The 14,741-nt window shown below is 48.9% G+C and carries 10 protein-coding genes; 4 read left to right on the top strand and 6 right to left on the bottom strand.

Annotated elements, in window-relative coordinates:
- Window positions 1–79 precede the first annotated feature (79 nt).
- From H583_RS0109210 to H583_RS0109185, 6 genes are all read right to left on the bottom strand, one after another.
- Window positions 80–1,126 carry an ABC transporter substrate-binding protein gene (locus H583_RS0109210; RefSeq protein ID WP_028560217.1) on the bottom strand — a complete coding sequence of 349 codons (1,047 nt, stop codon included), beginning with the start codon at window positions 1,124–1,126 and terminating at the stop codon, window positions 80–82.
- 312 nt (window positions 1,127–1,438) lie between these two features.
- On the bottom strand, window positions 1,439–3,487 hold the full coding sequence (locus tag H583_RS0109205; protein ID WP_028560216.1) for an ABC transporter ATP-binding protein: 2,049 nt from the start codon (window positions 3,485–3,487) through the stop codon (window positions 1,439–1,441).
- 13 nt (window positions 3,488–3,500) lie between these two features.
- Window positions 3,501–4,400: an ABC transporter permease gene (locus H583_RS0109200; RefSeq protein WP_028560215.1), complete on the bottom strand. Its 900-nt coding sequence runs from the start codon at window positions 4,398–4,400 to the stop codon at window positions 3,501–3,503.
- A complete protein-coding gene (locus tag H583_RS0109195) occupies window positions 4,397–5,341 on the bottom strand; it encodes an ABC transporter permease (RefSeq protein WP_028560214.1) in 945 nt (314 codons plus the stop codon). Before H583_RS0109195 ends, H583_RS0109200 begins: the two co-directional genes overlap by 4 nt.
- 15 nt (window positions 5,342–5,356) lie before the next feature.
- Window positions 5,357–7,045 (bottom strand): ABC transporter substrate-binding protein, encoded by a 1,689-nt coding sequence (locus tag H583_RS0109190; protein ID WP_036709018.1) that lies wholly within the window; start codon window positions 7,043–7,045, stop codon window positions 5,357–5,359.
- Window positions 7,046–7,052: 7 nt separating this feature from the next.
- On the bottom strand, window positions 7,053–8,408 hold the full coding sequence (locus H583_RS0109185) for an LLM class flavin-dependent oxidoreductase (protein WP_028560212.1): 1,356 nt from the start codon (window positions 8,406–8,408) through the stop codon (window positions 7,053–7,055).
- 494 nt (window positions 8,409–8,902) lie between these two features.
- Between H583_RS0109185 and H583_RS0109180 the strand changes: the two genes are divergently transcribed.
- The 4 genes from H583_RS0109180 to H583_RS0109165 all read left to right on the top strand — a co-directional run bounded on the left by H583_RS0109180 (window position 8,903) and on the right by H583_RS0109165 (window position 14,313).
- The gene (locus H583_RS0109180) at window positions 8,903–9,886 is read left to right on the top strand and encodes a diaminopimelate dehydrogenase (protein WP_028560211.1); all 984 of its coding nucleotides are present in this window, start codon (window positions 8,903–8,905) and stop codon (window positions 9,884–9,886) included.
- A gap of 1,086 nt (window positions 9,887–10,972) precedes the next feature.
- Window positions 10,973–12,349, top strand: a complete 1,377-nt coding sequence (gdhA, locus tag H583_RS0109175; protein WP_028560210.1) for an NADP-specific glutamate dehydrogenase — start codon at window positions 10,973–10,975, stop codon at window positions 12,347–12,349.
- Between the two features lie 230 nt (window positions 12,350–12,579).
- The gene (locus H583_RS0109170; protein WP_028560209.1) at window positions 12,580–13,890 is read left to right on the top strand and encodes a DUF5050 domain-containing protein; all 1,311 of its coding nucleotides are present in this window, start codon (window positions 12,580–12,582) and stop codon (window positions 13,888–13,890) included.
- A 114-nt stretch (window positions 13,891–14,004) separates the two neighbouring features.
- Entirely contained in the window at window positions 14,005–14,313 is a 309-nt protein-coding gene (locus tag H583_RS0109165) for a hypothetical protein (protein ID WP_028560208.1), read from the top strand.
- Window positions 14,314–14,741: the final 428 nt, after the last annotated feature.

Below are 14,741 nucleotides of genomic sequence, written 5' to 3'. Positions count from 1 at the left end.
GCCGTATAAGAACGGGGCAGCCGAATTATGGTAGACAGCCTTGTTGCTGGCCGTCCAATCACTCATCCTTCAGTTACAATTACTGAATCAGGTTTGTTGCCGGATCTTTTACTTGAGCTTTCATCTCATCCGTTACTGTAATGCCTTGGGCTTCAGCAGCTTTCAGATTGAGGATCAGATCCAGCTTGTCCGGCAAGGTTACTTTCATCTCCCCCGGATTTTTGCCGTCTTTCAAAATTTCAGCGGCCATTTGGCCAGCCTGGTAGCCATGATCATAATATTTGAAGCCGACTGTAGCAAATGCGCCATGCTCTACTGTATCACGGTCGCTGGAGAAGAACGGAATTTTATTGTCATTTGCTACTTTAATGATGGTGCTGACACCGTTAATAACGGTATTGTCCAGCGTTACAAACATGGCATCCACACGGCCCACCAGGGACTGTGCAGCTTGTTGAACCTCAGAGGTATTCGTTACTGCCGCTTTGACAATCGTAATTCCGTATTCCTTCAGCGCTTCCTCTGCAATCTTCGTCATGACAACCGCATTGGATTCACCTTCATTAATAACAACGCCGACTTTTTTCACATCCTTGAAGTTCTCGCCGATGAATTTCATCAGTTGCTTGACAGCCTCAGGGTTCGTGTCCGAAGCCCCTGTTACATTACCGCCTGGAGCGTCCAGGTTGGTTACCAGCTTTGCATCCAGCGGGTCCGTTACAGCAGCAAATACGACCGGTGTATTTTTGACATTCTGGACAACTGCCTGAGCGGAAGGCGTCGCAATCGCAAATACCAGATCATTGCCATCGGCAACCTTCTGTGCAATAGACAGGTTGTTCGTCTGGTCGCCCTGGGCATTGTTGTAATCCAGCTTCAGGCTGTCGCCAGCGATTCCGGCATCCTTCAGGGCTGCCAGGAAGCCTTCACGCGTCGCATCCAGAGAAGGATGCTCAACAATTTGGGAAATGGCAACTTTATAAACTTTGCCGTCCGCCGCACCGCCTGTGCCTCCTGTATTTGTATTGGAAGGCTGGGAAGCATCATTTGTCGGCTTTGCGCCGCAGCCTGCAGCAATGACGAGCATTGCAGACAGCATAAGCGTTAGCCAGGCTCTCTTTTTCATTTGTTAAATAACCCCTTTCTATTGTTCTTTCATTTAAATTAATATTAAAGGGGTTGTCCAATAACGTCAATGATTTCACGCCTTCATGTCAGATGAAAATGTTTACAAACAAGCGCAAACGTCTTTGACATCTGTCCTTTGACAGACAAAAGCTTCGTTTCGCGCAGAAATATAAGCCGATGATAAAGGTGAAACTTATACTTTCTTATATTTCCAAAAAAGCTCTGCCGGATAAGCAGCAGAACTCTTAATGGACAGCATTGCATGACAGCAATTTTCACATATATAATGAGAATTTCTTTCTGCAAGATACTATGCGGGGAAATGGCAAGCCGCCCAGTGACTGTTCCTGACCTGTGCCAGCTTCGGTTCCTCTTCCCGGCATCTGGCTGTCACTGCAGGGCAGCGGGTATGGAAACGGCAGCCGGACGGCGGTTTCGACGGAGAAGGAATTTCTCCTGCAATCCCCGCTGCAATTCGTTCCCTGCCTGGATCGGGCCACGGGATCGAAGCAATAAGTCCCCTCGTATAGTGATGGGCGGGATTTGCAAATAACTCCTCGCTGTCTGCTATCTCAACCAGCTTGCCCAGGTACATGACCCCAATCCGGTCGGATACGTGCCGCACGACATGGAGACCATGGCCGATGAACAAATAAGTCAGCCCCAGCTCCTGCTGCAGCTCCTGCATCAAATTAATAATTTGTGCCTGTACAGACACATCAAGTGCCGATACAGCTTCATCGGCCAAAATAAAGGAGGGGCGGAGCGCAATGGCCCGGGCGATGCCGATCCGCTGCCGCTGGCCGCCTGAGAACTCATGCGGGTAACGGTCAGCCCATTTGGGATTGAGCCCGACTGACTCCAGCAGCGCCTCGATTCTTATCCGCTTCTCGCTGGCATTCATCGCTTCATGCACGCGAAGCGGCTCTCCGATAATGTCACTTACCTTCCAACGGGGATTCATCGATCCATAAGGGTCCTGGAATATCATCTGCATATTCCGCCGGGTCTTCTGAAGCTCCCCCTCGCTAAGGCCAGTCAATGAACGGCCCTCAAACCGGATGTCTCCCCCCGTGGCCTGCTCCAGTTGCAAAATCATTCTTCCAAGCGTTGATTTGCCGCTTCCGGACTCCCCGACAAGCCCGAAGGTCTCTCCTCTGCGAATCTGCAGCGACACATCGTCCACAGCTCTAATAGAAGACGTATGCTTGGCAAAAATAGACCGGCCTAATGGATAGTATTTTTTCACCTCAATAATATCAATGAATGGGGATGGGATTGAATAGCCCGGTTCCGGCTCAAGATGTACAATATCTGCTGGTGAGCAGGGACGGCTGGCTGATTGCCCATTCGTTTGGACCACGGCTTGCCCGTCCCCGAGTTTGCCAGCAAGCTCCCCGGCATACCAACAGGCCGCCTGTCGTCCATTGACCTTCAGCAGCGGAGGACTTTCCTGCACACATTTGGCCGTCGCATGGGGACAACGCGGGTGGAAGCGGCATCCCTCCGGCAGCTCAGCCAGTCCGGGAATGGTCCCTTCAATAGAAGGGAGCCGCGATTTGCGAATGCTGTCCAGTGTTGTAATCGACTGCAACAGCCCTTTCGTATAAGGGTGATGAGGCTGACCAAACAATTGGCTGGCCGTTGCCTGCTCGACTACCTTGCCCGCATACATCACAATAATGCGGTCCGCCATCTCGGCTGCAATCCCCATATCATGTGTAATGAGCAAAATCGCCATATTAAACTCTTGCTGCAGTTCCTTCAGAAGCTGCAAAATCTGAGCTTGAACCGTCATATCCAGCGCTGTCGTCGGCTCGTCAGCAATAAGCAGCTCAGGTCCGCAGGCCAGCGCCATGGCAATCATCGCCCGCTGGAGCATGCCGCCGGACAGCTCACCCGGATACTGCTTCATTCTCGCTTCGGGTTCAGGAATCCCTGCCCGTCTCAGGAGTTCCACACCTCGTGCCCAGGCCTGCTTGCGGCTGCCCAGTTTATGGCGGACAATAACCTCGATAATCTGGCTGCCGATGGTAAACACCGGATCGAAGGCGGCCATCGGCTCCTGGAAGATCATAGCCATCTTCTTGCCTCGCAAGTTTTGCAGCTCCCGGCCAGACATTGCTGTCAGCTCGTCGCCGTCCAGTTTCACTGTCCCTCCGCTCACGATGCCATTCTCAAAATCAATCAGGCGCATAATCGACTTGGAAGTAATCGTCTTGCCGCTCCCTGATTCACCAACGAGGCACACCGTCTCCCCGGCGCGAATATGCAGCGATACATCCGAGAGCGCTGTCAGCAGTCCTTTTGCAGTGTTGAACTGGACCGTCAAATTCTCAATCTCAAGAAGTGTGCTCAAGCACGATCGCCTCCTATCCCCTTGTATGCTTCGGATCCAGCCGGTCTCTCAGCTTGTCGCCAATCAGATTGACGGACAGAACAAGCAGGGTAATCGCCATTCCCGGGAAGGTAGCCATCCACCAGGCAACCGTCAGGTAGCCCCGCCCCTGCGACAGCAGCGTCCCCCAATCAGGGACCTCCTTAATTACACCCAGCCCAAGGAAACTAAGTCCGGAGCCCATCAGAATGGAAGTGCCAAGGCCGATTGTCCCCATAACAAGCAGCGGCGCCCAGGAGTTGGGGAGAACATGCCGCAGGAAGATGCTGAGCCCTGGCGTTCCGATCGAGTGGGCAGCCATTATGAACGGCCTGCCTTTAATACTCATAATTTGTCCCCGGAGCACCCTGGCATAGCCTGGAACAGCTGACAGCGACACAGCAATAACAATATTCGCCAGACTCGGACCAAGCGCCGCCGCAATGGCCAGCGCAAGCAGAATGCCGGGAATCGTCATCAATATTTCCAACAGGCGCATCAATACCATATCAATAATGCCCCCGGCATACCCGGCCAACGCGCCGATTGCACCCCCCGCCAATAAGCCTGCCGCTACGGAAGCGATACCGATCAGGAGCGAATCCCGGCTGCCGTATACCACGACACTGAAAATATCCCGGCCAAAATAATCCGTCCCGAACAGATGAGATCCGCCTGGCGGCTGCATAATCCGGTCGGTCAGCATCTCGGTGGGGGTATAGGGGGCAATCCAGCCGGGTACAAGAGCACACGCCACGATAAATAAGAGAACAGCCCCCGCTGCGTATACGAGGAAATCGGAGACTGAGCGCTTGCGCGAATTACGCACGGCAGGAGAGGCGGGCTTCGTCTCCTGCCAGACTGCTTTGGCCAATACACTTTCCTTTGCACTCATGATGCCTGCCTCCTTGCATTCAGACGTCTGACCCGGGGATCAATGATGGAATAGGACATATCCACCAGCAGATTAATAAGAACGTAGATGATAGCGGAGAAGAATATGACCCCCTGCACAACTGGCAAATCCTTGGCCATTAGAGCATCCGATATGATTCTGCCGATCCCCTGCCGGGAGAAGACTGTCTCAATGACGACCGTTCCAGCCAGCAAATCGCCGATCAGCACGCCGATCATGGTCAAAGCGGGAATCAGGGCATTGCGCAGCGCATGCCGGTACATGACCAGACGCTCGGAAATTCCTTTGGACCGCAAGGTTACGATGAACGGTTCATTAATGACCTCGAGCATGCTGTTGCGGACAAGCCGCACGATGAATCCTGAGCCTACAAGTCCGAGCGAGAGCGCAGGCAGCACCAGTGTCTGCCAGCCGTCTGAACCCATGGCCGGGAACCAGCCCAAGTTGACGGAGAAAATCAGAATGAGCAGAATGCCTGACCAGAAGGTTGGCATGGAGATGCCAAACAAGCCAATGATACGAACGACAACATCGAGCCAGCGGTTGCGGTGAATGGCTGAGAGAACCCCCAGCCAGATGCCGATTACAGCAGCAGTAAGAGAGCTTGCCACTGTAAGGGCCAGTGTAGCGGGAAAATGAGCAATGATTTTAGGCAGTACAGGCTCGTCATTAAGCAGTGATTTCCCGAAATCGCCTTGCAGCATTCCTCCCGCGTAGTCCCAAAACTGTTCATACAGCGGCCTGTCTACACCCAGTTGCGCTCTCATGCCGGCAATCATCTCCGGTGTTGCCGTTGCCGGGTCCAAAATAGTAAAGACGGGGTCGCCGGGCAGCAGGTACACAATGACGAAGACGAGAACGAGTGCGCCCAGAACGACCATAATTGAAGAAACAAGCCTTGCCGTGAGCGTTCGGATCATTTCTCCCGGCTCCTTTTATGGTTTGTTTTGAATATAGACATCGTTAAACAGCGGATAACCGAGCGCATCGAACTTCAAGTCCTGAACACTGTTCAATGCGGCTACCGTGTAGGGGAATACATAGATCGGAATAATGACCGCATTATCGATGATGTAATGCTGCACCTTTTTATAGATCTCCTCCCGCTTGGCCTTGTCTGTCTCTACGGTGCCCTGATTAATCCATTCGTCGACTTCAGGGCTGTTCAGAGCCGGATAATTATGCCGACCGGCCATGTTCTTGATCTCCGAATGATAGAAGTTGCGCAGCGCTTCGGGGTCGGAATTGACCTGGCTGTTGCCGTGAATATCATAGTTGGACTGCTCATGCACAATAGAGCGCACATCCTTGGTAATGGTCACTTCCGTAAGCACCCCGATTTTTTTCAGCTGCTGCTGCACCATCGCTGCAATGTCATTGCGCTTCTCCCTGTTGGGGGAACCATCCACATAGCGGAGCGTCAGCTTCTTGCCGTCCTTCTCCCGGATATTATCCGGTCCGGCCTTCCAGCCCAGCTCATCCAAGAGGGCATTGGCCTTTTCCACATCCGCCTTTACGCCGTTCTCCAGCGTATTGTCGTAGCCGAGGGTGGTTGGAGCAAGCGGAGACCATGCGCGGTCATAGGTTCCCAGATACAGCGTCTTGACGATAGCATCTACATCAATCGCCAGCTGCAGCGCCTTGCGGGCCTTCAATTCATTCCATGGCGGGTTCTCCTGATTAATGAATAATGTGTAAGGGAGTCCCCCGGTATTGATACTGAATACCTGAAAATTCGGATCGCTCTTGAGCTGTAAAATGTTCTGTGGCGGCACCGTCTCTGCCGCATCCACCTGCTTGCTCTGAACGCCCCCGAGCCGTGTCGCTTCTTCCGGGACAATTTTAAACGTCAGACGCTCCAAATATGGAGCCCCTTTGTTCTCCACATTGCCTGGCCCCCACTTGTAATCCGGGTTGCGTTCCACCACAATCTGGGCATTCTCCTGCCATTCGACGAATTTGAACGGCCCGGAGCCAATCGGATTTTTGCCGAACTGTTCCCCGTCCTTCGCAGCGGCTGCCGGAGAGACAATAGCGAGCTGGGCCTGGCTGAGATTGCTTAGAAAGGCATTTGAAGGGGTAGTCAAATGAATCTTGACCGTATAGTCATCCACAATCTCGGATGATGCATAAGGCTTGATTAACTGTGCGGAGTTGCTGGCCTTGGTCGCAGGATCAAGAATGCGGTCAAACGTAAACTTGACAGCCTCCGCTTTGAACGGCGTTCCATCATGAAAGGTCACATCCTGGCGCAGCTTGAAGGTGTAGGTTTTCCGGTCGGATGATACCTCCCATCCGGTTGCAAGCGACGGCTGAATATCGTTATCTGTACCCTGGATGACCAAGGTGTCATACAAGGTGCGGAGCACCCTGACCGCTACAGCCAGTCCTGTACGCTGCGGGTCCAGCGTATCCGGCGATGTCGCAAGCGCGAAGCTAAGCTGCCCGCCTTTTGCCGCTGTGCCGGGCTGATCGGAGCCCTGCGCCTTTACCTTGCCGCCTGAGGTTGAGTGCTGATTTTCCCTTTGAGAATTTCCACTTGAGCAGCCGGATAAAAGGACAAGAAAAGAGAGTGCAATTGCAGACATCAGCTGCCAGCTTTTCATCAAACGTGACGGATGCATTCTCTTTTCACCCTTCCCCTTGCAGTTGCAAATTGTTGGAGTTGTCAATTGTATAACGGCTGACAGGAACATTCAGTCCCAGATTGCCGCGCAGCGTGTCACGCTCGTACTCGGTACGGAATAATCCGCGCTTCTGAAGAACCGGAACGACGAGATCTACGAAATGATGAAGCGCATCAGGCGCACCCTGGCGGATGACAAAGCCGTCTGCCCCTTCACCCTCGAACCATTCCTGAATCAAATCCGCGACTTTCTCTGCAGATCCGATGAAAGGCGAGCGCGGTGTAACTGCCCGCAGCGCTGCCTGGCGTAGCGTCAGCTTCTCTTCCCTGGCCGTTCGCTTGATCAGTTCGGTCGTGCTCTGGAAGCTGTTATGACCGAGTTCTCCAAGATCGGGAAATGGTTCATCGAGCGGGTACTGGCTAAAATCATGATGCTCAAAATAGCGTCCCAAATAATTCAGCGCGCTCTCAATACTGACAAGAGCAGCGACTTCCTCATAGATTCGTTCGGCCTCCTCATCCGTCTCCCCGACAATGACCGTAATTCCCGGAAAGATCAGAACGTCCTCCGGTGAACGTCCATAGCGAACCGCTCTTTGCTTCACATCCCGGTAAAAGCTCTGTGCCTCCTCCAGCGTCTCATGCGCCGTATATACTGCATCGGCCGCTTTGCCGGCCAGTTCCCGGCCGCCCTCTGAAGAGCCCGCTTGAAATACTACAGGATGCCCCTGTCTGGAACGGGCAATATTGAGCGGCCCTTTCACAGAAAAATAGGTACCCGTATGATTCAGCGTGTGCAGCTTCCCGGGCTCAAAAAAGACGCCGCTTTCCTTGTTCCGGACGAATGCATCATCCTCCCATGAATCCCATAGTCCTCTGGCTACCTGGATAAATTCCTCTGCAATCTTATACCGCTCCTCATGCTGCGGATGCTGTTCTACGGTCTTGCCGTAGTTCAAGGCCGTTCCCTCCAGCGGGGAGGTGACCACATTCCACCCTGCACGTCCGCGGCTAATATGGTCGAGTGAAGCAAATTGTCTGGCAATCGTGAACGGCTCGCTGTAGGAGGTCGATACCGTTCCTACCAGCCCCAGACGGGAGGTGACAGATCCAAGAGCGGATAAAATCGTAATCGGCTCAAAGCGATTCAGAAAATGCGGAACAGACTTTTCATTAATATAGAGGCCATCAGCAATAAATATAAAATCAAATTTCCCCTCTTCCGCTTTGCGCGCCTGTTCTTTATAGAAATCAATACTAATACTCGCATCCGCACGCGTCTTTGGATGCCGCCATTGTGCCGTACCTCCGCCTACGCCATGGACAACTGTTCCTAATCTGAGCTTTCTGGATCTGGACATGTTCATTCCCTCCCTCAAGATGTATTACAAAATAATGATTTAATTATTCCAATAGGAATTATTGGTTTTTAGTTATTCAAATGTTAGCACCGCCGGCTGCTGCTGTCTAATTGACTTTTTATATTCCATAATTAATAAATTCTATTCGTTTGGGCTTGGCATGAAGAGGGTAATCGAAAGAGCGGGATGCGGAGATAAAATGACACCAGACAAGTTGACCGGTTATCCATAGCAGCAGCCAGCACTTCTCATATAACAGCAAAGAGGCTGCTGCGAACCAAAGTGACACATTTTTATAATGAAAAAAGGCGCATACAGCCCGATTTGACTGCCAAACGCATTTTTTTCAATATCGATGTCAGGCTTACTGTCAAGTGATGATTTTGAGATTCACCCCATAATATTTTTTAAAAAGAATTAGTTTACATTTGATGTTAACCTGTGAATCGATTTATAATGGATAAAGACTTGTAGATTATAGGAGGAACTATCGAATGTCAAAGATTAAAGTAGGAATCGTAGGATATGGAAATCTGGGTAAAGGTGTTCAAAAAGCGATTGACCAGAATGATGATATAGAGCTGGTTGCGATCTTTACACGCCGTTCTCCTGAAAGCATGGTATCCGAAGGCGGAGAAGTTCGCTTCGAGACCATTGCTAATGCAGAGCAATACAAAGGCAAAATCGATGTTATGATTCTCTGTGGCGGCTCTGCAACGGATCTCCCTGAGCAAACACCTGCAATCACAGCCCTGTTCAACACGGTTGACAGCTTTGATACCCATGCGAAAATCCCTGAATTCTTCGACGAAGTTAATGCTGTCGCGAAAAAAGCAGGTACATTGAGCGTAATTTCCACTGGCTGGGACCCAGGCTTGTTCTCCCTGAACCGTCTGCTGTCCGAAGCTATTTTGCCGCAAGGTAAAGATTACACCTTCTGGGGCACAGGAATCAGCCAAGGCCACTCTGATGCCATCCGCCGCGTTCCAGGTGTTAAAGCAGGTGTTCAATATACTGTACCGGTTCAAGAAGTTATTGACCGCATTCGTTCCGGCGAAACTCCTGAGCTGACGACTCGTGAAAAGCATCTGAGAAACTGCTTCGTTGTCGCTGAAGAGGGTGCAAACGAAGAAGAAATCCGCAGCACAATTGTAAATATGCCTAACTACTTCTCCGATTACGATACAACTGTAACCTTCATTACCGAAGAACAACTTAAAGCTGAGCACGGCACAATGCCTCACGGCGGCTTCGTAATCCGCAGCGGCGTAACCGGCGCAGGCACCAAGCAGATCATTGAGTTCGGCCTGAAGCTGGAAAGCAATCCTGAATTCACTGCCAGCGTACTGGTTGCTTATGCTCGTGCTGTATTCAAGCTTAGCAATGAAGGCCAAACCGGAGCCAAAACCGTATTCGATGTACCGTTCGGCTACCTGTCTCCAAAATCTCCTGAAGAGCTGCGCCGCGAGCTGCTGTAATTCATCTATTTCATAATTGAAGTTCGGACAAGCCCGCCAGCTTTACTTCACTTCAATTTAAGAAACCAATGCTTTGGCATGTTCTAACAAGCCTGCTGCCCTGAATTTTTTCAAGGGCGGCAGGCTTGTTTACACTTTCAGCACGGAAAATCCCTCTCCGGTCTCCAGATAGTGCGGACACCTCTTCCTCCTGAGTCGAGTTTACACTCACATTTGCAATCTTTGCTCAGCATCGAGGACTATTTCTAAGAATTCCACTGCTGTCAGAAGAGGATGAAAATGCCGAATCAAGATTAAAAATAAAGAAGCCGGCTATTAATTTTTACTCTTTTCATGGGAGCCTATGTCATTTAGCGTCTCATTTTTTCCGCCTTGCCAACATCAAAACAAAAAATTTTTTGTATTTTGCATAATTATTCAATCAAATTTCGTTGTCATATTTGCTCCAAATCCGACCAATAAGTTCCATATTGAACATTAATTTTTCGGATTTCAACACCATCAGACCTTTTATACAATCAAAATTCGTATTTTACCCAATTTAATTCTCCATTCACCTCTGTTTTTCCTCTTTTCAATGTGAGGATATATATCAAAATTTTAAGAAAACGAGAAGGATTCAGCTAACAATCAATTATTCATGGCAGGTTTCTAAAATTATCACTTAAATTAAAGTTCAAAATATGGATTCCAAAGTAAAAACGGCATAAATATTATCAAATCATCATAATAAAACCTTACTATACTTGTAATGAAAATATATATTTATATGTGATTTGGATTCACAGGAAAAAGACTGAATTCCCAAAATTGAAGCTGCATAATCATATATTTTCAATGCATAATTTCCATTTTATAGTTAAAAAATGACTTCATGTCATGTATTCTGCTCCATTTTTCCGGCTAGTCCACTAAAGATTTGAAATAGCTTCCATTTTCTGAGATAGAGTTCTTTAATCGGGGCTTAAAAATATTTTTATTGGCGAATCTGGTGACCTTTAGTTTAGAATTCGTGTATACAAATGCAAATTATCGTGCAATTAATACAAATTGCAGTTGAGTTTGCAATAAGGAGTGTTGGATAAAGTGACAACCGTTATTTCTGAGCAAAACAAAACTGTTGCTGCACAGTATGTTCAATCCGTTTACGAAACAGTTATCAAACGGAACCCGCACGAGAGCGAATTCCACCAGGCCGTGAAAGAAATTCTGGATTCCCTCGTACCGGTATTTGAAAAGCATCCAAAATACATGGATAACAGCATCCTGGAGCGCATTGTTGAGCCAGAGCGTATTATTTCCTTCCGTGTACCTTGGATCGACGATCAAGGCAAAGTACAAGTAAACCGCGGCTTCCGTGTTCAATTTAACAGCGCGATCGGACCTTACAAGGGCGGACTTCGTTTCCACCCGTCTGTTAATGCGAGCATCATCAAGTTCCTCGGTTTCGAGCAAATCTTCAAAAACTCCCTGACCGGCCAGCCAATCGGCGGCGGTAAAGGCGGATCTGACTTCGATCCTAAAGGCAAATCCGATAATGAAGTTATGCGCTTTACCCAAAGCTTTATGACAGAGCTGAGCAAATATATCGGTCCTGACACTGACGTGCCTGCTGGCGACATCGGTGTAGGCGGAAGAGAAATCGGATATATGTTTGGTCAATACAAGCGTATCCGCGGCGCGAACGAAGCTGGCGTTTTGACTGGTAAAGGCCTTCTTTACGGCGGAAGTTTGACTCGTACTGAAGCTACCGGCTATGGCTGTGTATACTTCGTAAACGAAATGCTGCAAGCCAAAGGCCAGAGTTTCCAAGACAGCACGGTTGTCGTTTCCGGTTCCGGTAACGTATCTATCTATGCAATCGAGAAAGCTCATCAGTTGGGTGCTAAAGTTGTAGCGTGCAGCGATTCCAACGGCTATATTTACGATCCTAACGGAATTGATCTGGGTACAGTGAAGCAATTGAAAGAAGTTGAGCGCAAACGGATCAGCGAGTATGTGAGCATCCATCCGGAAGCTACTTACACAGAAGGCTGCGAGAACATCTGGTCTATCCCTTGTGATATCGCTCTGCCTTGCGCAACTCAAAACGAAATCGATGAGCAAGCAGCTCAAACACTCGTAAACAACGGTGTTAAAGCAATCGGTGAAGGTGCAAACATGCCTTCTACATTGGCTGCAATCGATGTTTTCCTGAACAACAAAGTATTGTTTGGACCGGCTAAAGCTGCAAACGCAGGTGGCGTAGCCGTATCTGCATTGGAAATGGCACAAAACAGCATGAGACTGTCCTGGACTTTCGAAGAAGTAGATGCCAAGCTGCATAGCATCATGAAAAACATCTACGAGAGCTCTGTAGCTGCCGCTGATCAATACGGCCACTCCGGCAACCTGGTTGTCGGTGCCAACATCGCAGGATTCCTTAAAGTTGCAGATGCAATGCTGTTGCAAGGTGTCGTTTAATCAAACACAGTTTCTCTTAATCCGATTATAAATATTATTTAAAAAACTGCCGCGGTCATGGACCGCGGCAGTTTTGTTTTCTTATCCATTCCCATGATTAAGCTGTCTGCATCACTATGGATGGCTTAAACTCTTTAATATAACTTTAACTCCCTTCTATAACAATTCGTTGTTTTAAAACCGATATTTGTATCTGAAAACAACTTTATTGTAGAGAAGGAGATTTTTGAATGAACAACATGATCACATCGATGAGACGAACAGTATTGTCTCTGCTTATTCTGGCCCTTGTTTTGAGCGGGCTGGGAGCAGGGAGTGTTCAAGCGGAGGGAACTGCTGACAAGAAAGATGTAACCTACGTATATTATGTATCCAATAGCAATTTATACCGGGTGAAGACAGACGGCAGCCCGGCGCAGATGATCCGCAAAAACTTTTTAGGTGTCGAGCTTAAGCAAGCCGGGGAATTTATGTACTATTTATATGATGACAGCTCCACCACGCTGCTGCGCATGGATTTGCAGGATGAAAAGGCTAAAACCTACAATTTTGGGGGCGACAAGCGGGTCGTTCATTTTGAAACCGACGGTGATTTTATCTATTTCATGGATGATACCGGTAAGCTGTACCGTGCCGCTTCTTCGATAGAACGTGCTTCAGGCGCTACTCTTATTGCAGATATGGCAGATGCCCGCTTCCCGTCCTTTTCGGTTATTGAGGGACGTATTTACTATAATGCGCTCCGCAACGGCAGAACCACCTGGGTAGCCTCCAAACCTGTTGATGGCAAGGGACAACCGCAGTGGGTGGCAGCCGGGGCTCTGGAAAATTCCTTTTTTGTACGATCTGATAACACCAACTTGCACCTGATGATCAACACTAAACCTGAGGAAACACAATTTTCCGTGGATTGCATGGTACTGTATACTGTTCCGAAAAAGGGTGGCACTGCCAAAGCCGTCAACGCTAAGGCGGCGCTTGATACCAACTCTGTATACTCCGGATCATGGGCAGGCAATGACAGCTATTTGTTTAATAAGGGCATCCGGCTTGGTTCTGACGGCGATTTCAATTATGCCAATAGTACAGCACAACTGATCAAGAAGGATGGAAAGACCCTTCAGTTAAACAAAACAGGCATTTTTGAAATTGCCGAAATTAGCGCTAACAAATATGCTTACGTGGACAGCAAAGGCAAAGCCTATGTCAGTACAGTTGCTAACAATAAAGTCGCCAGCACTAAAGCTCTTCCACTGAGCGATGTCGGCTATGTACGCAATATGATTAAGGATGGCAAGGTTCAATCAACAGTCCTATTTGCCCAAAGCGGAGCTTATGTTTTGAATCCCAAGGACCTGACTCTGAAAAAGATGGTCGGTGTAGAATGGGATCTCTGCCAGTACGAGGAGAATATTGATGGCATCTTCTTCATTAACGCCGGGGACAACTCCCGTCTCTATATGATGACTGTCGATGGCAAAAAAGCTACGAAGCTGGCCGATGAGAAAATATCACGTATTGTATTGATCACCAAAGCTTAAATGAATCGTTAATATAACAAGCCCAGGGTCAGAAGCTTGCTTCCAACCCTGGGCTTGTTTATGTTGCGACAGGCAAATATAGGCCGGACATGACCGCAGCTGCAACTTCGGCATGTGCCCAACCCCGGGATCAGGCCTGCACTTGCTGCCTTGGAGATATTCTCGCGGGCCCATGCCGGAATCCGGACGTCATCCTGGAACCGCTTCCTTGCCATTCTCCAGCTTCAGCGCGCGGCTGAGCAGAGCGACGAATTCAGCCAGGGTGATGGAAGCGTTCGGACGGAAGATGCCGTTTCTGATTCCGGCTCCAAATTCTCATTTCCTTTGCCCGGGGCCTCTCCATTTGTACCCGTTGTCTTGATTCCAGGCACAGAAGCGCTGGCATCGACCGCCTTCACCAAAACCGTATCGAATTCGAATTGAACGGTATGCTCGCTATTATAATTTTGCGCCGGGATGTCCAATTTTACGGTACTTTAAATTTCGAAGACAGATCTTGTCAAGCAGACAAACAAGACCCTCGTATTTGCAGCCCCATCATTGCTTACATCTGTGACCTCACGCCTGTCAATACACTGCTCCTTGATAGCGCTTAGAAGTAGATGCCAGCTGCCTCATCACTAACCAAAACTTCCATCCCTTGTTACGACAAGCGAAATAGAGGTTTTTTTGTTTGGACAGCATTAAACTGTTCCACACTGGTACAGTTTATAACGTTGGAATGCAAAGTTTCAGAATTCAAATTACCAAAGAAGTCAGACTCTCATAATATCATTGAATCGTTGATTACACAGAGGGAATATGATATCCTAAAAAGGACCCATAAGAATTTTTTTCCATTTATGTATCTT

The organism is Paenibacillus pinihumi DSM 23905 = JCM 16419 (assembly GCF_000422505.1).
Lineage (GTDB): Bacteria > Bacillota > Bacilli > Paenibacillales > Paenibacillaceae > Paenibacillus_D > Paenibacillus_D pinihumi.
Note: the sequence above shows the minus strand (reverse complement) of the source record. Positions and strands in the feature narration are given on the sequence as shown.

What these genes read in the sequence shown, in the direction of transcription:
- H583_RS0109185 (WP_028560212.1), bottom strand. Translation starts at nt 8,408, where the DNA reads ATGTCCAGATCCAGAAAGCTCAGATTAGGAACAGTTGTCCATGGCGTA.
- H583_RS0109210 (WP_028560217.1), bottom strand. Translation starts at nt 1,126, where the DNA reads ATGAAAAAGAGAGCCTGGCTAACGCTTATGCTGTCTGCAATGCTCGTC.
- H583_RS0109195 (WP_028560214.1), bottom strand. Translation starts at nt 5,341, where the DNA reads ATGATCCGAACGCTCACGGCAAGGCTTGTTTCTTCAATTATGGTCGTT.
- H583_RS0109180 (WP_028560211.1), top strand. Translation starts at nt 8,903, where the DNA reads ATGTCAAAGATTAAAGTAGGAATCGTAGGATATGGAAATCTGGGTAAA.
- H583_RS0109200 (WP_028560215.1), bottom strand. Translation starts at nt 4,400, where the DNA reads ATGAGTGCAAAGGAAAGTGTATTGGCCAAAGCAGTCTGGCAGGAGACG.
- H583_RS0109170 (WP_028560209.1), top strand. Translation starts at nt 12,580, where the DNA reads ATGAACAACATGATCACATCGATGAGACGAACAGTATTGTCTCTGCTT.
- H583_RS0109190 (WP_036709018.1), bottom strand. Translation starts at nt 7,045, where the DNA reads ATGCATCCGTCACGTTTGATGAAAAGCTGGCAGCTGATGTCTGCAATT.